Here is a 24,406-nt window from a genome sequence, read left to right as displayed (position 1 = left end):
TTAAGAGGTAAAATAGATTATAATGATTCTTAGATGCATAAGTGATGATTTAAGGCCACTTCTTTTATAGAAGTGGCCTTGGTGATTATATTTAATGTTTTTATGCGCTAAAAAAAGTATATATTACGTATAATGCATTTGAACAAGATTTAGAACTTCTTATTTTATTTTTAATTAAGATGCGTTAGGAAAAACATATGTTTGAGCGACAGCGAGTTTATGTTTTTTAGCAGATTAATTAAAAATAAAATTAGTAGTTCTTATCGAAGAGAATGCATTAATAGTAATATATACTTTTTTCTTTTTTATTTCAAAAGACATATGGCATTAGAAGCAATTCCTTCCTCTTTTCCTGTAAAACCAAGACCTTCTTCTGTAGTAGCTTTAACATTAACCTTTTCTATAGGCAATTGTAGTGCAATTGCAATATTTTTTACCATATAGGGTATATGTGGTGCCATTTTAGGTCTTTGTGCGATTATTGTAGCATCAATATTTTCAATTATATAATTCCTATCTTTTATTAAACTACCAACATGTTTAAGCAAGGTGATGCTAGAGATGCCTTTATATTTAGTGTCATTATCAGGGAAATGCTTCCCAATATCACCAAGAGCTGCCGCACCTAAAAGAGCATCCATAATAGCGTGAATCAGAACATCTGCATCTGAATGACCTAGTAATCCACTCTCGTGGGGCACAGTTACTCCACCAAGTATTAAACTCCTACCCTTAACTAATTTATGAACATCATATCCCATTCCAATTCTCATACAAATTACCTCTTTTCAAACTAATATATAAATATTTTTATTATAAGCCATATTTTTTTAATTGTTATTTATGTGCCTAATATACCATGTCAAATGGAGCTAATCAAGATATTTTATTATTGTAACGTTAATAAGTATATATGAATGGCAACAAGAGAGGCTGATATTAGACATATAATAAATGTCAAGAGGGTAAGAAAATAAATAATAAGTTATCAACATGTTATCAACAAAACTGTGGATAATGTGGATAACTTCATAAAAAAAAATTGAAATATTTTATTTGAAATCTAAATATTTACAATATATTTTGTAAAATACAGATAATTGTAACTCATAACTTATCATTAACATCAACTCCACAAGTTATACACAAAAAAAATGTGGATAATGTTAATAACTCTTAAATTCCAATGAAAAAATTACAAAAAAATACATAAATTAAAAGCTGTTGTGGATTACTAAATCTTTATGTGCATAATCTGTGAGTGTAAATAAAAATCAATAATGTATTTCAAATTATTAACTATTTTATTAAAAAAACATAAATAATTTTTAAAAAAAAGTAAAAAATAAGGTACTATATTAAATATTAATAGTTATTATATCTTTATAATTTAAAAGGTTAAAAATATAACGATTTATTAAATTACCTCCATAAACGGGGCTATACCTTAAAAATTGTGAGTATAATAAAATAAAGGCTATCTAAGTAAAAATTTGAAAGCAAAACAAAAGTATTTCTTATTTAAAATTGAAAAGGATTACACAAGGTCCTATAATGCTAGTATGAAGCTTAAACAGTATGTAGGTAATGATTGCAGTTTGAGGTATAGAATAGGTATATTTAAAAGAAGTTAGAGTTATAGTTACCCATGAATTAAGAATATTATTATGAAAAGAATTAGATGGGAAATCAGATAGTAATTATTAACTAAGACTAACAAGTTATACACAATTTCTGTGTGAATAATGTTGATAACTTTTATTTAAAGCAAAAAGCACACAAATTTGTGTGCTTTTTTAATGATATTTCACTAGTTTATATGACGGTATAACAAAAATATGTGTAATTTATTTTTTTCAAGCATTCTCTGTTTTAATAGAATCAGAAATTAACTTATTAATACCTACTAATTCATTTTGGGTTAGGTATCTCCATTTCCCAATTGGCAAGTTAGCTATAGAAACATTCATAATTCTAAGCCTCTCAAGTTTTACAACATCATATCCTAAATACTCACACATTCTTCGTATTTGACGATTCAGCCCCTCGGTTAAAATTATTCTAAAAATATATTTGCTTTCTTTTTTTACAAAACACTTTTTAGTTATAGTTTTAAGAACAGGTATGCCATTTGCCATATTTTTTATGAAATCAGGGGTAATAGGTTTATTTACAGTAACAATATATTCTTTTTCGTGGTTATTACCAGAACGTAGGATTTTATTTACAATGTCCCCATCGTTAGTTAAAAATATAAGTCCCTGAGAAGGTTTATCAAGGCGACCAATTGGAAAAATTCTTTTTGGAAAGTTTATAAAATCTATGATATTCCCTCTAACTTTATGTTCTGTAGTGCAGGTAATCCCAATGGGTTTATTGAAAGCTAGATAAAGCAATTCTTCTTTATTTTTTAATAGTTTACCATCTATTTTGATCAGATCGTTTGTAGAGACCTGAGTTCCCATTTCAGGAATTTTACCATTTACGGTGACATTGCCTTTATCAATCATTTTATCCGCTTCTCGCCTAGAGCAAAAACCCGTTTCGCTTATAAATTTATTTAATCTAGTTTTTGAAGTATCATTTTCCTCGTGATTAATAATATTTTTCTCTTTTTCATTATGTATGGTTTTCATTTCACACCGCCCTTAATACAAATAGAAACAAGGATATCCAACAAAGGGTACCCTTAATCAATTAAAGCCTCTCCATTGTTGTTTATTAAAACTTTAAAATTATGTATGCCAGCATATTTTTTAAATTCAGTTAAATTTATTGGAGTTCTATTTTTATTGCCAGAGATAAAAATAGAAATTTTAAATCCATCATCAGCATGGGCTTTAGTAAGATACTTTAGTTTTATGGATTCATCTAAAATTAAATGCAAGGCCTCGTTTATTGATTTATGTTCTAAAGCTACAAGGCCATTTATTTTATAGCCACCAGAGCTAATACCTTCAACTTTTTTAACTATACCTGAACCATTTATCACCATCTTTATAGAACAATTCATATCTACGATAACTGAAGAATCATATCTATTATCTAAATAAAACTTTTTAATTGAAAATAAAAGTAATATTGTAAAAGCAATTACTAAAAAATACTTCCAGGTGGCGAAACTCTTAGATACTTCACCTGAATACGGTTCACCTATTACAGGTACAACCTCGTGTTTTTCAAGAGTTACAAATTCATTATTTTCAGTTATAATGTACACTTTATTTTTTTCAGTATTTATTATTTTACCAGTTTTTCGCATAAGTGAACTCCTCTCATATCATAATAAATAGCAACAATATATATTTAATAATACTTGACATAAGCTGAAAAAATTGTTATTTTCAATTGGAGTAAATTATTAAATTAAGTCTTACATATAAAGATATGTAAAATATTTTGTAAAAAATAGAGGGATACTATGATAAAAATATTATGGTGCAAAAGTTACTTATTTATTGCTGTGGTAATTATAATAAATATTATAGTTACTAATATAAAAATTAAAAGATTAATGATTAAAAAACGTAGAGAATTTGATAAAAATATTAATGCTAATATTAGTATATTTAAATCTACTATAGATATAGATGAAATTTTCAATGAATTATTAGAATATTTAAATGAAATTTTAACTTATGATATTGCTATAAGTATATTTAAAAATGAAAATGACTTTGAGCTTATGGCCTGTCATTTTCAGGGAAAGGAGATAAACCTAAGTAGCTACCTTCATGATAATAAATGTATAGAGCTAATTAATAGTGTCATAGAGTCCAAAGCTCCTTATTATATTAAGGATTTAAATAAATTAGAATGTATAAAATATAAGACTAAGTATCAGGTATTATTATATCACATGAGGAGCTTACTTATAATCCCAATAGTGTATAAAGAAAAAAAATATGGAGTTGTGATAATGCTAAGCCATAAAAGGGCAGCGTATAATAGAGGGCAAAGTGATAATGCTTTTTCATTTGTTAGTCAAGTAGCCTTAGCTATAGAAAATGTTACACTGTTTAAAAGATTAAAAGACATAGATAAGATGAAAACAGATTTCTTGTCAACAGTTTCTCATGAGCTTCGAACTCCTTTAACTTCAATCATTGGTTTTGCAGAAATGGTAAAGAGAAAATTTGAGGGGACAATAGTAGATGAGCTAGATCTTGTCAGTGAAAAAAATCAAAATGCTGTAGTTAAAATAAGGAGAAATATAAATATAATTTTATCTGAAGGCGAGAGATTATCTAACCTTATAAATGATTTGCTAGATATATCAAGATTAGAATCCGGAAAAGTCATATTAAATAAAAGAGAAATTGATATAGAAGAAATTATTACTCAGGTAATAACATTAACTAACCCAATTATTAGAGAAAAATCGCTTCAAGTAGTACAAAGCATAAGTGAACCACTTCCTAAGATTATGGCGGATAAAGATAAATTAATGCAAGTAATAATTAACCTTATTTCTAATGCTATAAAATTTACAGAGGAAGGATGCATAGTATGCAGCGCAAGAGTCATGGAGGAGAATATAATAGTAAGTATTAGTGACACTGGCTTGGGTATTCGCGAGGAAGATAAAAAATATATATTCGAAAAATTTAGCCAAGTTGGTGATACTCTTACAAATAAACCTAGAGGTACTGGACTTGGATTATCTATATGCAAGTTTATTATTGAAGAACATGGTGGACAAATATGGGTTGAAAGTGAAGTGGAAAAAGGAACTGATTTTTCATTTAGTATACCCATTTTAAGGTAAAAATAAATTTATACAATTAGAAAATGTAAAATTTATAATAATTACTAATAAATGTGACCGCATTTACATATGGAATAAAAAAAGTATATCATGTATAATATATTCATTGGGAATTTTTTAATAGTTTTATTATAGCGACTAATATTTATAATAAAATATTAACAAATATTATGTAAACCATGAATACATAGTAAAGAATTATTGGAAACACTTAATATATTAAAACCAATCATGGAGGTGGATTTTTGAAGAAAGGCTCAGAAATGTTTAAAGTAATATTATTAATATTCCTTACTATTATTTTAGGGGGGAATTCTAAATATGTTATGGCGGTAGAAAATACTGTTAAGGTCGCATTTGTAGGGGTAGACCATTCTCCATTAGTTGAAGGAGATACTGAAAGCTTTTATATAACTGCTAAGGGAGCTAAAAAAGTTAAATATAGAGTTTTTTTAAATCAACTTAACATAAATAAAACCGAGGAAATTACTAATGGGTATACAGAATCCGTAGATGCCACTAAACCGTATATCATTAGTCCAAGTGTAAAATTTAAAACCGGTCAATACAAGATTATAATTTGGGTTAAGGAAGAGAATTCTGTAAAGAAATATGATTGTGAGTATACATCTAGTTTAAATTGTCTAACTAGGGATGATAAAAAAAGAGTATATTCATCAGGAAATTTGAATACTACTAAAGATGTTTATACAGTAGGAGAAAAGGTTACAGTAAGTGGAATTAAAGATATTAGTGGCATGGAAGGTCCATATACATATAAACTTCATATATACGATGCCGTGGCCAATGAATGGATAATTGATACTAAAGGATATAGAAATAATTTAGAATGGGTACCTACCAAACCTGGAACCTATGCATTAGTGGTTTGGGATATGTCTAATAATTCTTCGCTTTGGAAGTCCTTAATAAAGGATCCAAGGTCAAAATTATATGAAGGCTGGAAGATGAAAATTATTACAGTAAAAGATGCAGCAAAAGATGTACAAGTATCCTTTGTAGGTATAGGGCATTTACCTCTAGTAGCAGGAGACACAGAGAAATTCTACCTAACTTCAAAGTATGCAGAAAAGGTCCAGTATAAAGCATGGATATATGATGAAAATAAAAAAACCATGGAAGATATCACTAATGGGTATACACCTTTAGTGGACGCAGATAAACCTTACGAGATTTCTCCTAATAAGAAGTTTACAGTTGGCAAATATAAACTTTGGGTATGGGTGAGAGGGGAAAAATCACTGAAGGAATTTGATAACTATTCTTATTCTTATTTAAATTGTGTTGTGAAAAATAATAGCAATACAGTTTATACTATAAATGATATGAATATTGAGAAAAGCACTTATAGAGTAGGAGAAAAGGTTATAGTAAGTGGTATTAAAGGCATAAGTGGAATGGCTGGGCCATATACATATAAACTTTATATTTTTAACACTGTAACAGGAGAGTGGACTATAGACGATAAACCATATAGAGGGCAAACCGAGTGGACGCCTACAAAACCAGGAACATATGTTTTAGATTTATGGGCAATGTCTTCTAACTCAACTTTATGGGGAATAATGAAAAAACAACCTGAAAAAAAACTCTATGAAGGAGTGAAATTAAAGGTAATAAAAGTTATCGCTGCAAATGATGATGGTAATGAGGTTGTGCCAGTTAAGCCATATACTGAAGTTAATAGTTTCCAAGAATTGTATACAGCTATAGACAATAAATATGATGTACTTATTAACGATACTAAGGTGGCTGCAGCATATAAGAAGGCACAAGAGATTGTAAATGATGTAACTCGCAGTGACATGAGCGAATTAGAAAAGGAATTAGCGTTGCATGAATATGTTGTGAAAAATACGGCATATGATTATGAAAATTATATTAATCAAACAGTGCCAGAAGATTCTTATACTGCTTATGGAGTTTTGATTAAAGGCAAAGCGGTTTGTGAAGGATATGCTGATACAATGAAGTTACTATTAAATTTAGCAGGAATAGAAGCAAAAGTAGTAGAAGGTTATGCAGGAGAGTCACATGCCTGGAATATAGTGAGAATAGATGGAAAATATTATCATTTAGATGCCACATGGGATGACCCATCTCCAGATGAAGGGAATAAGGTGAGATATACTTACTTTAATTTATCTGATGTAGAAATGGCTAAGAGCCATGTATGGATTAGGGGAAACTATCAAATTTGTGATAGTGAAAAATTTCAATACTTGCAATCTATGTACCATGCGGTAATAGATAGTCCCTTTATATATTTCAGTAATGAATTAGATGGGTATAAATTATATAAAATGTCATTAGATGGAGAAATTAGTGCGAAACTTAATGATTCCAAATCTAAATATGAAGCTATAGATGAACAGTGGATTTATTACAGTGATTATTCTAATGGAGGATTTTTATTTAAAATTCGAAAAGATGGTCTTGGAAATACTAAGCTAAATAACGATTGGACTACTGACATAGAGATTCAAGGTGATTGGATATTATATAAAAATATGAGCGATGAGAAATTTTATAAAATAAACAAGGATGGAAGCGAAAGGCAATTAGTAAATTAGTAAAAAAAGTGCAACAATGAGGATTACTAAAACCCCACAAACATTAAAAAAGTGTTTGTGGGGTTTTTTATTATATATTGGGTTTTTTATTATAGTATAGGAGAAATTAATCTTGAAATAGATTCCTTGAATTTAACTATGAAATTTCTATTTGTGTATTTTTCAAGAGTTAGTTCATCACAGGATTTTAAATCATCAATAAAAAAATGGTCCAATTCTGAAGTGATTTTTTTATCGTATATAAATGCATTAATTTCGAAGTTTAAAGTAAAACTTCGAATATCTAGATTTGCGGTACCTACAGAGCTTATAGATTCATCAATAGAGAGAAATTTGCTATGAAGAAAACCTTTATTGTAAGTATAACATTTGACGCCAGATTCCAGGAGTTCTCCCATATAAGACGTAGAAGCCCAATATACAAAAGGGTGATCTGGTTTAGTAGGTATAATTATACGTACATCTACTCCAGACAAAGATGCTATTTTTAAAGCCTCTAAGATACTATCGTCTGGAATAAAATAAGGAGTTTCTATATAAATAGTTTTTTCGGCTTTATTTATCATTTTTAAATAACCATTTTTAATAGAATTAAAAGTGGAATCAGGACCACTTGAAACTATTTGAAGACCCGTTTTACCTAATGGAGATCTGTGAGGAAAATACTTGTTGTCGAAAATCGTGTCTTCACTTGCCGCAAATCGCCAATCCATTAAAAAGTGCAACTCAAGTGCATCTATTGCATCTCCTTGTATGAACAAATGAGTATCCCTCCAAAAACCGAATCTCTTAGAATGTCCTAAATATTCATCTCCAATATTAAATCCACCTATAAAGGCATTTTTTCCATCAATTGTGCATATTTTACGATGATTTCTAAAATTCAATCTAAGATTTATATATGGGACAAAGGGAGGAAAGAAACAAGAAACCTTCCCTCCGGCATCAATAAGTGGAGCAAAAAAAGATTTATGCACCTTAAGGCATCCCATTCCATCATAAAGTAATTTTACTTCTATTCCCTCTATAGCTTTTTCACATAGAATTTTAAGAATAGCATTTCCTAAATTATCATTTTGAAATATATAATACTCCATATGAATATATAGTTCTGCATTTTTAAGGGATTCTTTAAGTTGATCAAATTTTGCTTTACCATCGGTAAATATAGTTACATTGTTATTATTGGTGTAAAAAGAATTATCACTACAAAGATTAAGTTTCATCATATCAGAATACTTACTTAAAAAGGGATTGGATTTAATTAAACCTTCATCATTTAGAAATTCCCTTTGTTTATTAATAATTGACGTAAGGTTTTCTCGTTCTTCTTTTTTTAGTGCAAACATCTTTTTTCTCTTTAAGTTTTGTCCAAGGAACAAATATAAAACAAATCCTATGCTAGGTAAAAATAGCAAAACCATAAGCCATGTCCAAGTACTTGCAGGATTTTTTCGTTCAATAAAAACAACGGCAAAGGCAAAGAGGATATTAACAACAAATAATAAATTAAATAAACGTAAAAATAATTCATTTGCAAACATATGAGCCTCCAAAAATTCATTTTATCTTATATTCATAGTATACATATAAATTAGTAAAAAAAAACTGAAAAAATTTGTAAAATACAAAAAAATATTTGTTTAGAATATTTTTATATGAAATAGAAATATTTTAATTTTATAATTTTATTATTAAAGGAACAGTAAGTTCTATGGTATAATAATACTAAATTGCTGAGGCCAATTTATGGGGGAGAAGGATATGGGCTTAGTTCATAGAATGGTTAAAGAGGAAATAAACAGATCCTTGGAGCTTATAAAAGAATTAGAGCATGTTATGAATGGGATTCAGTCTAGAGAAACACTATTTAGTTCTAACATCCAAAATATGTCCTTAGTTGATAAACAAAGTATATTAGATAAATGGGTTAGTTACGTAGGATGTTATAATGAATTAAATGAAATTAGGGGAAAAAATAAAAATAAATTATTAATTTATGCATCAACTATAGCAATACGTAAAAACGCAGTATTGCTGGCAAATATTATTGATAAAAACAGGTATTTGGAGTCGATGTTAAATGAATCTAGGCCAGAATACAATATTAATAAAAAACAATATTATCATATAACACAAGAAATCACAGAAATTTCGTATATGCTGACGTTGTTTAGGAGCAAGCATTACTTTGATTTTATGGTAAATTATTATAAAATTTATGGTTACGAAAGGGATGAAAACGAAGAAGAGTTATTAACTTATGCTAGTAATAACTATTTAAATGTTATAAAACTTGTTAAAAATCATAGAAATATTGTTAGAAATAACCTGATTGATTTTTGTGGTAAAAATGTTTTCGATTTTTGGTTCCCATTTCAAAAATGGATTGCTATAAGTATTACTGGAGTTGATTATTCTAGTAGAAAAGAAAAATATATAAGCAATGAAGATATTAATATTATTAAGGAAGAATTACTCCCAGGAGATGTACTTTTCAAGAGAAACAATTATCAATTAACAAATATAGGGTTGCCAGGTTTTTGGACTCATACTGCAATTTATATAGGGTGTTTAGATAAGATGGACAAGTATTTTAATGATATTCTATTGGATGATTGTTTAACAGCGTCAGAGTATGTAAAAGTAATTTACCCTAAGGTTTACGACGATTTAAAAGACATAAGCAATAAAGAATATATTATAGAAGTTATTGCACCAGGAGTTGTAATAAATTCTCTAGAAGCTATTGCAAAAGTTGATTATTTTTCTGCATTACGTCCTAAATTATCTAAAGAAGATAAGTTAAAGGCTATATTTGTAGCTTTTGAATATTTAGGAAAAGCATATGATTATAATTTTGATATTATGACAGATAATGCTTTGTTTTGTAGTGAATTAATTTATAAGTCATATTTATACTCAAGTAATAAGAAGGGGATTACATTTAACTTAGAGTCTAAAGCAGGCAGGTTATTACTCTCACCGAATAGTATTATTAAAAAATTTGATGAAGAAATTGATAGTGAAAATTCAGAATTTGAATTTGTAGTATTTTATGATGGAAGTGAAAAAGAAAAAAAAGCTATAAGGAAAACAGCAAATGATTTAAAAACAACATGGAAGTTATCTAAGTGGAGAATACTAAAGCGTAGGATTATTTTAAATACAGAAACAAGACATCCTATAGTGAAATTGAATTTTGTATTGTCAAAGCTTAAAATTATTTTATACGGTATGTTTTATTAATTAGGATATATGTATATAATATAGTTAAGGTATTAAAAAAAATAAAAATATTAGATTAAACTCTAAAACAGAAAGTAGGATAAATAATAAATATGAGAAATATAAAAATTGTAATAGAATATGATGGTACTAGGTATAAAGGATGGCAAAGACTCGGAGATAGTGATAATACAATTCAGCATAAAATAGAATCCGTTTTAAGTAAGATGGCGGAAGAAAACATTGAAATTACTGCATCAGGAAGAACAGATGCTGGAGTACATGCATCAAATCAAGTAGCAAATTTTAGAACAGAATCTACAATGCCTACACATAAAATGCGTAGTTATTGTTATGAATATTTACCAGAAGATATTGTAGTTAAAACAGTGGAAGAAGTGGATCTTAATTTCCATGCTAGATATAACGCAAAGGTAAAAAAATATGTATATAATATTTGTAATAACAAAGCGCACGATGTATTTACTAGAAAATATGACTATCATGTAGCTTTACCTTTAAACATAGACAAGATGAGAAAAGCAGCAGAATTTTTAATAGGTGAACATGATTTTCAAAGTTTCACAACACTTAAAACCAAGAAAAAATCAACAGTAAGAACTATTTTTACAATAAATATAATAAATGATGATGGGAATATAGAAATTAGCGTCCAAGGAAATGGGTTTATGAAAAATATGGTAAGAATAATAGTTGGAACACTTGTTGAAGTAGGCCTTGGTGAAACAGATGTTAATGAAATTAGTGGTATTTTAGATAAAAAAGAAAGAAAATATGCAGGACATATTGCACCAGCTAAAGGCTTGTTTTTAGAAGAAGTCAATTATTAAGATTCAATTTAATATATTTTTGAATTAGAAGAGGCACATGAGTTTTTAACTCATGTGCCTCTTCTAATTATTTACATATATAATTTTATGTAAAATTACAATATACCTTCATTTTTTAAGATATCTTCAATCTCATCAACTTTTTTTGATAGAATATAAAAACTCTCTTTTAATATATTTTTTGGAAGAGGAGTTTCTTTTATAGTTTTCTCTAAGGACTCTATAGTGTCTAATGCATCATCAATTCCCTTTTGTGCTAGTTTCAAATTATCTTGTTTCATTATTTAATCTCCTTTAGCTTTTGTTTTTATTGCGAATTTTATTTTTGACATCTTTTATAATAGAATCTAAACCTTTAAATCTAAGACCAGGAAAGGCACTTATAATTCTTGAATAATTAGGGCGTTTTTTAATAAATAAAGAATCATATCTCCATTTTAATTCTTTTATGATATTTGTTATATCAGATTTTTTCTTAATCATTTTAATCTCGGTACTTGCTATTAGCTGATCTAACTTAATTTTTAATTCTGGTATGTTTTTAGGATTACCTAAATTTAATTTAAAATCTGAAAGTTTATCAGTTAATTCTGAATATGCTTTATTCAATTGATATAAAAGTGACCTTAATTTAAATATTGTAATTATAGTAATTGTAAAATCGATGAAGAAATATATAAGCGTAATATAAAAAAATATTGTGCCATGCTTAGGGGGTATTAAATTTACTAAATAAATAATATGGGGATGGATTACTTTTAAAATAAATATTGCTATAAACCCCCATATTATAGAGAAAGATAAGCAAATTCGTCCCTGGAGATTATATGGCTTATTACTGTAATCCCACCAAGTACTATTAAATGTGGTTTCTAAAATGTACCCTGTTATATATTCAACAATTGATGTTAAAAATACTGAACCTATAAAAAGAAAAATATAATTATTTTCAATAGGGTTTAGCAAAACAATAATAGATACAATACCAAAGCCATAAATAGGGCAAAATGGACCATTTAGGAAGCCTCGATTAACAAATTCTTTTTTTATTATGGTAGAGTATACAGTTTCTAGACACCAGCCCATAAAGGAATAAATAGTAAAATAACAAAAAAGTGAAAATAAACTAAAATTTAGGAAATATATATTAATCATTAATTAACTCCCTTTTATAAAGGTCTAGTATATTGAACAACAAAATAATACCACAAAAATCATTTTTTTTATAGTGTGTGATGTAAACAAAATATTAATACATGATATTATATGGAAATATATACATATATATTAAGAAACAATGATAATTCAATTTGATTTCTAGGAGGAAAATATATGATAAATATCATTTGGTTTTTAATTTTATCATTAGGAATAATTATTGGTATTGTTACAGGAAAAGGAGAAATTGTTTCAAAGGCCGTGGTTACATCAACAACTGGTTCTGTAGAACTTATAATAGGGCTGGTTGGAATGATGTGTCTTTGGTGCGGAATAATGAAAATTGCTGAAAAAAGTGGGCTAACTGATAAGCTAGCAAAAGTACTTAAGCCAATATTAAAAATTATTTTTAAAAAAGCTGGGAAAAACCAAAAGGCAATGTCGAGTATTACAATGAATTTAACCGCAAACATGATGGGTCTATCTAATGCAGCAACTCCATTTGGAATAAAAGCTATGGAAGAGATGCAGAAAATGAATACACAAAAGGATACAGCTAGTAATGATATGGTTTTATTCTTAGTTTTGAATGCTGCCTGTATTCAGTTTTTACCTACAACTGTAATATCTATAAGAGCCGCTTATAATTCGCAAAACCCAGCAATTATCATAATACCTGCGATTATTGCCACAGGTACTGCAGCAGTCCTAGGTGTAGTTTACTGCAAAATTTTACAAAAATATTTTTAATGAGAAAATATTTTATTTAAATCAAATAGGAGGTAGGTGAAATAAGGTGATTGTAGGTAATTTAATATCATATATTTTAAAGGGACTAATTCCAATTATTATTGGTATAGTAGTCACATATGGAGTTATTAAGAAAGTAAAGGTATATGAGTGTTTTGTTGAAGGCGCAAAGGATGGAATAACCATTTGCTTAAAGATTTTTCCATACCTTCTGGCTATGATAATAGCTGTTAATGTATTTAGAGCTTCTGGAGCCTTAGACTTTCTTATTTATTTAGTAAAACCAATTGTTAAGTTTATTGGGTTACCACCAGAAGTTGTTCCTTTAGTTTTAATAAAACCACTTTCAGGAAGTGGAGCTTTGGGAGTATTTACAGATATAATAAAACAATATGGGGCAGATAGTTACATAGGACGGGTAGCATCAATAATAATGGGATCAACCGAAACTATCTTTTATACTTTGACAGTGTATTTTGGAGCAGTAAATGTAAAAAAAATAAGGCATGCACTAGTGGCAGCAATATTAGCAGATATTACGGCTGTTATAATGGCGGTTAACTTGGCTAAGTTTTTCTTTTAATAACATTAGGAATTCGTAACATATATTGTAAAAAAACAATAAATATGTTAATATTACTATGTATATTTACTATATTATTAAAAAAAGATAAATGAATATATTGGGGGGCGACTAATAATCTATAATTGTTAGTCGCCCCCCTAGAGAAATAAGAGGGGGATGAAATATGATTGAAATTACTTCGGTGAATAAGAGCTACAATAATAAAAACAAGGCGGTAGATAACATAAGCCTAAATGTACGGGATGGAGAAATATTCGGATTTTTAGGACCAAATGGAGCAGGGAAAACTACTACTATAAAAATGATTACTGGAATATTGAGTGCTGACAGTGGGAAGATCACTATCAATGGAATTGATATAGAAAAAAACGATTTGGATGCTAAAAAGCAATTTGGGTTTGTACCAGATAATCCAGATATGTTCTTAAGACTTAAGGGGATTGAATATTTAAACTTTATGGCAGATATTTATGATGTTTCAAGTATTCTTAGAAAAGAAAGGGTTGAATCATTAGCAAATAGATTCGAAATGAGTAATGCATTAACAGATCAGATTCAAAGTTATTCTCATGGTATGAGACAAAAAATTATTATTATGGGTGCACTTATTCATGAACCAGAGGTTTGGATTTTAGATGAACCAATGACTGGACTTGATCCTAAATCTTCTTATGTTTTGAAGGAAATGATGAAGGAACATGCCAGTAGCGGTAAAACTGTATTTTTCTCAACTCATGTTCTAGAAGTTGCTGAAAAATTATGTGATAGGGTTGCTGTAATAAACAAGGGGAAAATGTTGTTTTGTGGAACACTAGAAGAACTAAGAGATCATTTTAAAGCAAGTGGTTCACTGGAAAAAATCTTCTTGGAGATGACTGAAAATGAGTAAATTTATAGCTTTAACTATGGTGTTATTAAAAACAGGGACTAAGTCCTTTAGTAATAAGAAAAATAAAAATGGGATAAAAGAAATCTTTCTTGGATTAATTTTAATTCTAGCATTGACACCTATGGCAATAGGGTTTGGAAAGTTTATATTTATGGCCTATGATGGATTACATGCTATAGGTCAAGAAGGAGTTATACTGGGATTTGGATTATCTGTTGTTAGTGTTGTTATTTTCTTCTTTGGAATTTTTTATGCCATGGGCATATTCTACTTTTCTATGGATGTAGAAAACTTATTACCATTACCTTTAAAACCATGGCACATTATGGGAGCTAAATTTACTGTAGTACTAATTTATGAATACCTCACTGAAATTATATTTTTTGCACCTACATTAATTGCTTTTGGTATAAAGAGTGATGGTGGAGCCCTGTATTATGCATATGGAGTTGTTATATTTTTACTCTTGCCTATAGTTCCTTTAGTAATGGCATCTGTAATTAACATGATTATAATGAGATTTACTAATATTGCAAAAAATAAGGATAGGTTTAGATTGCTCGGTGGGATTATAGCGATGTCTGTTGGTGTAGGAATCAATATATATATTCAAAGGTTCTCGCAAAATATAAGTCAATCATCAATTACTGAAATGTTTGCAAAGGGGAATAACTCGTTACTTTCTTTGGCTACTCAAATATTCCCTAGTACTAAGATAGCTGTAAATAGTTTAGTTAATACTTCTAATGTTCAGGGTTTTATTAATTTGATTTTATTTGTAGTAATATCAGTAGCTGCATTAATAATATTTATAATATTAGGCCAAGTGTTGTATTTTAAAGGCGTAATGGGAGTGTCTGAAACAACCTCAAAGAGAAAAACTCTTAGTAACCTAGAACTCATAAAAAACACAACACAAAGATCTTCCCTAAAGGTATATGTATTAAAAGAATTAAAGCTTTTATTTAGGACGCCAATTTATTTTATAAATTGTGTACTTATGAATTTTTTATGGCCAGTATTTTTACTTATACCGGTTTTTTCACAAAATGGCGGCGGGGGACAACTTAAGAAGTTAACTGAGCTATTACAAGATGGTAGAAGTACAGGAGTAGTATTAGGAGCTTTCTTTGCAGTTATGCTTTTTACATCTTGTAGTAATTCAATTTCAACTACCGCGATAACAAGAGAAGGTAAAAATCTATTTATATTAAAATATATACCTATGAAATATAAAGAGCAGCTTATGGCAAAGGTATTATCAGCAGCAGTTTTAGGCGTGGCTGGTATGTTTGTGGTAATTATACTTGGCATAATATTAATAAAACTGCCATTGAATTTAGTTTTATTAATGCTTATAGTTGGTAGCGTTGGGATATTATTAACGTCATTTATAGGAATATTTATTGATTTGAATTTTCCTAAGCTTAACTGGGACACGGAACAGAAGGCAGTTAAGCAGAATTTTAACGTGATAGTTAGTATGATTATTTGCATTGCATTAGGTGGGCTTACGGTATTTTTAATTATCAAGTTTGAAATAACTAAATGGGTAGTATTTGCTTTAATAGCAGGTTTATATGGAATTTTAGATGTAGTGTTATATTATCTGCTAGGTACAAAAGGGGTGAAAATTTTAGGAAAAATAGAGTCATAGTTATAAAATAAGATGATTTAAGTATAATTATAGAAGTTTAGGATAAAAATATTGACATAGTGATTTATTTGCAATACAATTATTAGTGATAAATGCAATGATGAGAAGAGTAATAAGCTTAAATGTTAAAAGAGAGCTGATAATAGGTGAAAATCAGTAGTATGGAAGCTTATGAACATGGCCTCTAAGCAGATTATCTAAGTGAAAATTAAAAGCTTATTGCAAAAATAGACTTTAAATTTATTATTAGGATAATACGGGAACAACCGTTATATTGGAAGGTGATGATGGTCACCCATTGAGATCTTTATAGTGATATAGGGATAAATTAGAGTGGTAAAACGTTAAATACGTCTCTAAACAGAATATTATTTCTGTTTAGAGATTTTTTTTATTTCCCGTGAAATAAAATCTGAAGATTATATAAGTTAATTTAAATACGAGAGGCAGGAGAAAACTATGACTAAAAAAACTTTCTACATTACTACACCAATCTATTATCCATCAGCAAATTTACACATTGGGAATACATATACAACAGTATCGGCGGATGCAATTGCTAGATTTAAGAGGCTTACAGGCTATGATGTAATGTTCTTAGCAGGAACAGATGAGCATGGTCAAAAAATCCAAAGAATAGCGCAGGAAAAAGGAGTTACTCCAAAAGAGTACGTAGACAAAGTAGTTGCTGGTATACAAGAATTGTGGAGTATTATGGATATAAGTTATGATAAGTTTATAAGGACTACAGATGAATATCATAAAAAAGCAGTTCAAAAACTATTTAAACAGCTGTATGATCAAGGTGACATATACAAAAGTGCATATGAAGGTTGGTACTGTACTCCTTGTGAATCTTTCTGGACAGAAACTCAGGCGGTAGATGGAAAATGTCCCGATTGTGGAAGGCCTGTGGAAAAAGCTAAGGAAGAAGCATATTTTTTCAAAATGTCGAAATATGCAGATAGACTTATAGAATATATTGGAACTCATCCGGAATTTATTCAGCCAGAATCAAGAAAAAATGAAATGTTAAATAACTTTTTAAGACCAGGTCTCCAAGATTTATGTGTTTCAAGAACAACCTTTAACTGGGGAATACCGGTAGAATTTGATCCAGGTCACGTAATATATGTATGGGTAGATGCCTTATCAAATTATATAACAGCCCTTGGTTACAATGGAGAAGATACGTCTCTTTATGAAAAATATTGGCCAGCGGATGTGCACTTAATAGGAAAAGATATATTAAGATTCCATACAATATATTGGCCAATAATGCTCATGGCATTAAATTTACCTCTTCCAAAACAAGTATTTGGTCATGGATGGCTTCTTTTTGATGGTGGAGTAAAAATGTCAAAATCTAAAGGAAATGTAGTAGACCCAGTAATACTAGTTAATCACTTTGGAGTGGATGCTGTAAGATATTATTTGCTTCATGAAATACCATTTGGTTCTGATGGAATATTTACTAATGAAATATTCATAAAGAAAACAAATTCAGACTTAGCTAATGATCTAGGAAACTTATTATCAAGAACAGTAACAATGATAGAAAAATATTTTGATGGAATTATTCCAGAGGTATCAGAAAAAGCCGATGTTGATAATGAACTTATAGAACTGGCTCTTTCAATTCCAGGTAAGGTAGAAATGGCTATAGATGATCTTAAAATTCCTGAAGCACTTGATCATGTTTGGTCACTTATTAGGAGGACTAACAAGTATATAGATGAAACAACACCTTGGGTCCTTGGAAAAGATGAATCTCAAAAGGGAAGATTAGGCACAGTATTATATAATTTAGTGGAATCTTTAAGAATGACATCAGTACTAATATCAGCATTTTTGCCAACTACAAGTAAGAAAATAAATGCTCAAATAAATACAAATGCAACCACTTGGGATAGTCTTATATCATTTGATGGCACAATCGCTGGGACAAAAGTTAATAAAGGAGAAGTGATGTTTCCAAGAATAGATGTGGAAGCCAAAATAGAAGAACTTGACAAACTCGTAGAAGAGCAAAGGAAATTAACAAGAAAACCTACTATGGAGAAAGTTAAAGAAGAAATTACTATAGAAGATTTTGATAAGATTGATATGAGAGTGGTTAAGGTACTCGAATGCGAGTCAATGAAAAAATCAAAAAAATTACTTAAACTAAAAGTAGATTTAGGTGGAGAAATAAGACAAGTAATTTCGGGAATAGCTCAAAATTATAAGCCAGAAGATTTAATTGGCAAATATGTAGTACTAGTAGCCAATTTAAAGCCTGTTACTTTAAGAGGGGAATTATCACAAGGAATGATAATTGCAGCAGCGAACGAGGATGATAGTAAGCTATTTGCTATATCGGTACCAGGAGAATTGCCTACAGGAAGTACAGTAAGGTAAAATTATTTAAGAAAGCATGGAGCACTATTGAAATAGACTTCATGCTTTTGAAACAATTAATAATTGTTTTGTACTAAGAAGCACCGCAAGGGGGAAATATTATGAAGTTTATTATAGGTTCCTTAGTTGGAGCTGTTATCGGGTACATAACCAATTGGTTAGCTATAAAAATGTTATTTAGACCTCACAAGGAGATTAGAATTTTTAATTTTAAAGTTCCATTTACTCCAGGTCTTATACCAAAGGAAAAGTATAGAATCTCTAAAAGTATAGGTGAGTCTATAGGCCAGCACCTTTTGACAAAAGAAACAATTATAAAGTCCTTATGTAGTGAAAATATGAATCAGCAATTGGATTTTTGGGTGCAAAGTAAAGTTGACTCTATGAAAAATAGTGAGGTTACAGTAGAAAACCAGGTAAAAGCATTATTAGGTGATGAATACTGTGTGCTTTTGCAGAATACTAGCAACAATATTTCTAAATCACTTATTGAATATATAAATAAAGATGATGTTAAACAGAGAATTGTTAAAATTGCATATTCTCAGATTTTGCAAGAACTGACGGTTAAACCTCAAGTCATTTGTGAAAGTGAAATATATAATTCAATAAAAAATAAAGTATTAGACGTTACTATTGAGTATAAGGATTCAAAAAGCTTTTACAATTCAATCCAAAAGATGTTAAAAGAGAAAGTAGCTAATGTGGTAGTTTTGGAAAAAAATTTTGAGGACATTGTACCTAAAGAGATAATTAGCAATTTAAAAGTATATGTTTATGGTAAAAGATATAATATTGCCATGGAAATTAAAAAAATGATAAAAGAAGAAAAAAATAGTAAAAAAATAAAGGAAATAGTAGGAGAAACAATAAGTACTAAATTAAGCCCTATGATAGCAATGTTTATGAATACGGATAGTATCTATGAAAAAGTTGTAATTGGTATAGATGAATTCTTAGATGACGAGAAAAATCATGATGATATTGCTTTAATTATTAATGATATAATGGACAAACTGCTTAAAAACTCAATAGCTAGTGTTCTTTCTGAATTGCCTAAAAACGGAATTGACGACGGTATAGAGCCTTTAATTAACTTATTTACATCAAAGGTTGTAGATGAAAAACTTGTTAGAAGCGTCTTTGAAACACTTGAGGGTAAATTTAATAATTATATTTCTATTGAGGCTTTGCTAGAAAAAACAGGTATAAATTATAAAAATGTAATAGAAGAACTTATTAGGAACCGAATAGAAACTTTAGTAGCAAGTGATTCTGCAAAGATAAAAATTACAGAAATAGTATCAATAATGACCAATAAATTGTTAAACATAGAGATGAAATCAATATTTAAGGGAGAAGGAGATAAAGTAGCCCACTCTCTTGCTAAGGTAGTTAGGGGATTATACAATAAATTCATAGAGAATAAGGCGGCAGATGTAATTGAAGTGTTTGATATACCCAAAATAGTTGAAGAAAAAATCAATGAATTTGATGTAGCTTTTTCAGAAAAAATTATATTAGAAATTGCTAGTAAGGAGTTAAATGCTATAACTTGGCTAGGTGCACTTCTAGGAGCAATTATGGGGTTATTATCTCCAATTCTCGGGTCACTTTAGTACATAATCCATCAATAGATAAAAGTCACTTTCCAGGGAAAGTGACTTTTACTTCTTTGAATATTTTGTATAATTTTGTATATTTGTTTAGTTTTAGGGATATAATATTAAACAAATATTTATAGTATATTTAAGAATTTATAAACATAGAAAGGATGGTGAAAGCTGTAATTAAACTTCTTAACTAATAGGTTTAATTCAGTATATATTATGATATTTGATTCACATGCACATTATGATGACGAGGCTTTTAATGAAGATCGTGATAAAGTAATTATGGGGTTAAAAGATAAAGGTATAATTGGAGTTTTAAACTGTGGTGCGTCAATACACGGCGCAAGAATGTCAGTTGAATTATCCAGTAAATACGATTTTATATATTCGGCAGTAGGCGTACATCCTGAACATGCGGATACAGTTAATGAGGGAATTATAGAAGAACTAAGAAATTTAGCGAAAAATGCAAAGGTTCGAGCTATAGGAGAAATAGGACTTGATTATTATTTTGCTGAAAACCCAGATAGAGAAATTCAAAAGGCAGCGTTTAGACTTCAAATGGAGCTGGCACGCGAGCTTAAATTACCGGTGGTTATTCATGATAGGGATGCACATAAAGATACTTTAGATATATTAAAGGAATTCCCAGATGTAATAGGGGTAGTTCACTGCTTCTCAGGAAGTGTTGAATTTGCAAATGAGTGTTTAAAACTGGGGTATTATATAGGTTTTACTGGAGTAATAACCTTTAAAAATGCAAAAAAAACAGTGGAAGTTGCAAGGGTTGTACCAATGAATAGGATATTGGTTGAAACAGATTGTCCTTATATGGCACCCGTACCACATCGAGGAAAAAGGAATCAATCTGATTACATTAAGTTTATAATAGAAAAAATATCGGAAATAAAGGACAAAAACATAGATGAGATTGAAAATGCAACCATTTTCAATATAAAATGTTTGCTAAAAATAGATAAATAGTGTAAAATAATCAGTAGTTAATATATGGAATAATTTTACAAATAAATAATAGTCATTAAAATTAAGTATTAAACATATAATTTTAATGGTAGATATTATTTTTACCAGTTTACCCTCAAGACTGGGTTAGTTAATTTATTCTAAAATTATAATTAAATATTATAATTGTATGCATAATGATGCATTTACAGTCAAAATTATGAGTAATGGGTTCGAAATTTGACATATTTATTGCTTCAAGGTATAATACCCAAGTACTCTTGACCAAGGGAGGGAATCTTTATGATGACAAACGCGAAAAATAATTTGAAGAACTATTTTTCAAATGGGCCCAAGACAGTTTTTGTAGTGATGCTGTTATTAACTTGCATTACGGTTACTATATTTAATATGAAAAAAGTTATATCTGTTATCGTTGATGGTAAATCTATACAAGTTACGACTTTAAAAAGTAATCTTACACAAATACTAAAAAGTAACAATATAGCATTAGGGTCAAAAGACCAAATAACAGTTAGTTTAGACAGTGAAGTAAAAGACGGAGACAAAATATATATAAAAAAAGCTGTGAATGTTAAGGTGACAGTTGATGGGAAAGAATTGAATATACAAACTGCTGAAAAAACAGTAGGAGATATGCTAAAAGCAGAAAAAATTGTATTAAATGATGAAGACAGAATTACCCCATTAACAAGAGATCAACTAAAATCAGGCTTACAAGTAACAATAACAAGAGTAAACACTAAAAATCTTCAAGAAATTAAAGCGATAAACTTTGCAACTGAGACTAAGAGTAGTAGCGAACTAAAGCAAGGTGAAAAAAAAGTCATTCAAGAGGGCAGAGCAGGTCAGAAACTTATAACTTCAGCTATAGTCTATGAAAATGGTAAAGAGGTATCTAGAAATTTAATCAGTGAAAAAATTAAATCAAACCCGATTAAAGAAATAGTTGCATTAGGTACTGGTAATGTATATTCACCATCTCGTGGAGGTGATATTAATTATACTAAGAAAATGAATGTTAGGGCAACAGCATATTCTGCTGATTATAATTGCACTGGTAAAAGCCCGGGGGATGCTGCTTATGGTAGGACATCAACGGGTGTAATAGCGCAAAGAGATCCTAACGGATTTAGTACTGTAGCTGTTGATCCTAGGGTTATTCCACTGGGAACTAAGCTTTATGTAGAAGGATATGGATACGCCATTGCAGAAGATGTAGGTGGTGCTATAAAGGGTAACAGGATAGATTTGTATTACAATTCTAGTGGTGAAACTTGGGATTGGGGAACACGAAATGTAAATATTTACATTTTACAATAGGAGCATAAGCTCCTTTTTTTTGTTTTATAGTTCACTATTAATAAGTAAAATGGTATTATAGATACAGAAATAAAAGAAATACTTAGGGATATATTTGTTTTTTATGCAAAATGAAAGGGATACATTAGCATATACAAACTAGGATAAAATACATATAGGTGTTATCTTCGAAATGAAGAATTAGGAGGACAATATGATTAAAGAAGTAATTGTAGTTGAGGGAAGAGATGATATTACAGCAGTTAAAAGAGCCGTAGAAGCTGAACTTATATCTGTAGGAGGATTTGGAATCAACGAAAAGGTAATTAATAAAATTAGAGAAGCTCAAAAAAGGAAAGGTGTAATAGTATTCACTGATCCGGACTTTGCAGGAGAAAAAATAAGAAAAATTATTTCTAAAAGAATAGCTAATGTAAAACATGCATACATATCTCAAAAAGAAGGTACTAAGGATGGCGATATAGGTGTTGAAAATGCATCACCTGAAACAATATTAAGAGCTCTTGAAGCTGCAAAATTTGAAGTTCAAGAGAAAAGAAAAGAGTTTGACGTGAAAGATATGATATTTTTTAAGTTAACTGCCGATAGTCGCGCTAAGGAAAGGCGAGATGCGTTAGGAAATGAATTAGGTATAGGTTATGGTAACTGCGCACAATTTATTACTAGACTTAATAACTATGGAATTGTAAAAGAGGAATTTATAATAGCTATAGAAAAAATAAACAAGGAGATGAATTATGGCAGATTTGACGATTAGTGAGGTTGTAAAGAAATATGAATTTAGGTTTAAAAAGGGTTTAGGTCAAAATTTCTTAATAGATGACTCTGTACTAGACGACGTTGTAGATGGAGCAGGAGTTAATGAAGAGGATTTTGTTATTGAAATAGGACCAGGATTTGGAACATTAACTAGAGCACTTTTAAGGAGAGCTAAAAGAGTTTGTGCTATAGAACTAGACGATAAACTTTTACCAATATTAGAAGATGAGCTTAAAGAGTTCGATAATTTTGAACTTATACATGGTGATGCTTTAAAAGTAGATTTTAATGAATTAATTGGAGATGAAAAATCAGTAAAATTAGTTGCAAATTTACCCTATTATTTAACAACCCCGATAATTGTGAATTTACTTACTGGTGGTTATAATTTTAAATCCCTAACTATAATGATACAAAAGGAAGTTGCGCAGAGGATAGATTCAGAGCCTAATTGTAAAGCTTATGGAGCTTTTTCAATATTAGTTCAATATTATTGCAATACAAAAATACTTAGGTTGGTGCCACCAACAGCATTTTTGCCACAGCCCAAGGTAGAATCTATGGTTATAAGACTAGATAGATTAAAGGAGCCTAAAGTTAAGGTGAATGATGAAGAACTATTCTTTTCTATAGTAAGGAAATCTTTTAATATGAGAAGAAAAATCTTATGGAATTCTGTTAAGGATATAGGTATTGCAAAAGAAGATTTACTAAAATGTTTTGAAAGAGCAAATATTGATCCTAAGAGGAGAGGAGAGACTTTATCACTTCAAGAGTTTGCTCTGCTTTCGGATGAAATAGGATTTTTAAAATAAATTTTCAGATGTTGTTCATTTTTTATTATAT

Annotated in this window: 19 protein-coding genes and 1 pseudogene; 14 read left to right on the top strand and 6 right to left on the bottom strand. The window is 29.4% G+C overall.

Annotated elements, in window-relative coordinates:
• Positions 1-305 precede the first annotated feature (305 nt).
• From ispF to VIM70_RS22225, 3 genes are all read right to left on the bottom strand, one after another.
• Positions 306-773 carry a 2-C-methyl-D-erythritol 2,4-cyclodiphosphate synthase gene (ispF, locus tag VIM70_RS22235; RefSeq protein WP_331947961.1) on the bottom strand — a complete coding sequence of 156 codons (468 nt, stop codon included), beginning with the start codon at positions 771-773 and terminating at the stop codon, positions 306-308.
• A gap of 1,083 nt (positions 774-1,856) precedes the next feature.
• Positions 1,857-2,636 (bottom strand): 23S rRNA pseudouridine(2604) synthase RluF, encoded by a 780-nt coding sequence (gene rluF / locus VIM70_RS22230; RefSeq protein WP_331947960.1) that lies wholly within the window; start codon positions 2,634-2,636, stop codon positions 1,857-1,859.
• 53 nt (positions 2,637-2,689) lie between these two features.
• Positions 2,690-3,262 carry an anti-sigma-I factor RsgI family protein gene (locus tag VIM70_RS22225; protein ID WP_331947959.1) on the bottom strand — a complete coding sequence of 191 codons (573 nt, stop codon included), beginning with the start codon at positions 3,260-3,262 and terminating at the stop codon, positions 2,690-2,692.
• 159 nt (positions 3,263-3,421) lie between these two features.
• On the opposite strand from VIM70_RS22225, the gene VIM70_RS22220 reads away from it, so the two are divergent.
• Positions 3,422-4,768, top strand: coding sequence for a GAF domain-containing sensor histidine kinase (locus VIM70_RS22220; RefSeq protein WP_331947958.1), 1,347 nt, complete (start codon positions 3,422-3,424; stop codon positions 4,766-4,768).
• Between the two features lie 245 nt (positions 4,769-5,013).
• Positions 5,014-7,362: a DUF5050 domain-containing protein gene (locus VIM70_RS22215; protein ID WP_331947957.1), complete on the top strand. Its 2,349-nt coding sequence runs from the start codon at positions 5,014-5,016 to the stop codon at positions 7,360-7,362.
• 89 nt (positions 7,363-7,451) lie between these two features.
• Here VIM70_RS22215 and cls read toward each other — a convergent pair whose 3' ends face one another.
• Positions 7,452-8,906, bottom strand: a complete 1,455-nt coding sequence (cls, locus tag VIM70_RS22210; RefSeq protein WP_331947956.1) for a cardiolipin synthase — start codon at positions 8,904-8,906, stop codon at positions 7,452-7,454.
• A 220-nt stretch (positions 8,907-9,126) separates the two neighbouring features.
• On the opposite strand from cls, the gene VIM70_RS22205 reads away from it, so the two are divergent.
• Together VIM70_RS22205 and truA are read left to right on the top strand one after the other, a co-directional pair.
• Positions 9,127-10,611, top strand: coding sequence for a YiiX/YebB-like N1pC/P60 family cysteine hydrolase (locus VIM70_RS22205; protein ID WP_331947955.1), 1,485 nt, complete (start codon positions 9,127-9,129; stop codon positions 10,609-10,611).
• Between the two features lie 92 nt (positions 10,612-10,703).
• A complete protein-coding gene (truA, locus tag VIM70_RS22200; protein WP_331947954.1) occupies positions 10,704-11,441 on the top strand; it encodes a tRNA pseudouridine(38-40) synthase TruA in 738 nt (245 codons plus the stop codon).
• Between the two features lie 95 nt (positions 11,442-11,536).
• Here the strand turns inward: truA and VIM70_RS22195 are convergent, their stop codons facing one another.
• Both VIM70_RS22195 and VIM70_RS22190 read right to left on the bottom strand, forming a co-directional pair.
• Positions 11,537-11,722: a hypothetical protein gene (locus VIM70_RS22195; RefSeq protein WP_331947953.1), complete on the bottom strand. Its 186-nt coding sequence runs from the start codon at positions 11,720-11,722 to the stop codon at positions 11,537-11,539.
• A gap of 13 nt (positions 11,723-11,735) precedes the next feature.
• The gene (locus tag VIM70_RS22190; RefSeq protein WP_331947952.1) at positions 11,736-12,596 is read right to left on the bottom strand and encodes a putative ABC transporter permease; all 861 of its coding nucleotides are present in this window, start codon (positions 12,594-12,596) and stop codon (positions 11,736-11,738) included.
• Positions 12,597-12,773: 177 nt separating this feature from the next.
• On the opposite strand from VIM70_RS22190, the gene VIM70_RS22185 reads away from it, so the two are divergent.
• The 10 genes and pseudogenes from VIM70_RS22185 to rsmA all read left to right on the top strand — a co-directional run bounded on the left by VIM70_RS22185 (position 12,774) and on the right by rsmA (position 24,375).
• Positions 12,774-13,349, top strand: coding sequence for a nucleoside recognition domain-containing protein (locus tag VIM70_RS22185; protein WP_331947951.1), 576 nt, complete (start codon positions 12,774-12,776; stop codon positions 13,347-13,349).
• A 64-nt stretch (positions 13,350-13,413) separates the two neighbouring features.
• The gene (locus VIM70_RS22180) at positions 13,414-13,932 is read left to right on the top strand and encodes a spore maturation protein (protein WP_331947988.1); all 519 of its coding nucleotides are present in this window, start codon (positions 13,414-13,416) and stop codon (positions 13,930-13,932) included.
• A 166-nt stretch (positions 13,933-14,098) separates the two neighbouring features.
• The gene (locus VIM70_RS22175; RefSeq protein WP_331947950.1) at positions 14,099-14,824 is read left to right on the top strand and encodes an ABC transporter ATP-binding protein; all 726 of its coding nucleotides are present in this window, start codon (positions 14,099-14,101) and stop codon (positions 14,822-14,824) included.
• The gene (locus VIM70_RS22170) at positions 14,817-16,481 is read left to right on the top strand and encodes a putative ABC transporter permease subunit (protein ID WP_331947949.1); all 1,665 of its coding nucleotides are present in this window, start codon (positions 14,817-14,819) and stop codon (positions 16,479-16,481) included. The genes VIM70_RS22175 and VIM70_RS22170 overlap by 8 nt, the downstream gene beginning before the upstream one ends.
• Before the next feature lie 450 nt (positions 16,482-16,931).
• A pseudogene (gene metG, locus VIM70_RS22165) lies at positions 16,932-18,881 on the top strand (methionine--tRNA ligase); the annotation flags it as partial.
• A gap of 101 nt (positions 18,882-18,982) precedes the next feature.
• Complete coding sequence (locus VIM70_RS22160) at positions 18,983-20,500, top strand: DUF445 family protein (RefSeq protein WP_331947948.1); 1,518 nt, start codon at positions 18,983-18,985, stop codon at positions 20,498-20,500.
• 210 nt (positions 20,501-20,710) lie between these two features.
• A complete protein-coding gene (locus VIM70_RS22155) occupies positions 20,711-21,478 on the top strand; it encodes a TatD family hydrolase (protein ID WP_331947947.1) in 768 nt (255 codons plus the stop codon).
• 282 nt (positions 21,479-21,760) lie between these two features.
• A complete protein-coding gene (locus VIM70_RS22150) occupies positions 21,761-22,801 on the top strand; it encodes a 3D domain-containing protein (RefSeq protein WP_331947946.1) in 1,041 nt (346 codons plus the stop codon).
• Between the two features lie 193 nt (positions 22,802-22,994).
• Complete coding sequence (rnmV, locus tag VIM70_RS22145) at positions 22,995-23,558, top strand: ribonuclease M5 (protein ID WP_331947945.1); 564 nt, start codon at positions 22,995-22,997, stop codon at positions 23,556-23,558.
• Positions 23,539-24,375 (top strand): 16S rRNA (adenine(1518)-N(6)/adenine(1519)-N(6))-dimethyltransferase RsmA, encoded by an 837-nt coding sequence (gene rsmA, locus VIM70_RS22140; protein WP_331947944.1) that lies wholly within the window; start codon positions 23,539-23,541, stop codon positions 24,373-24,375. The genes rnmV and rsmA overlap by 20 nt, the downstream gene beginning before the upstream one ends.
• The last annotated feature ends 31 nt before the right edge of the window (positions 24,376-24,406 follow it).

Source organism: Clostridium sp. (genome assembly GCF_036569345.1).
Lineage (GTDB): Bacteria > Bacillota > Clostridia > Clostridiales > Clostridiaceae > Clostridium_AD.
Note: the sequence above shows the minus strand (reverse complement) of the source record. Positions and strands in the feature narration are given on the sequence as shown.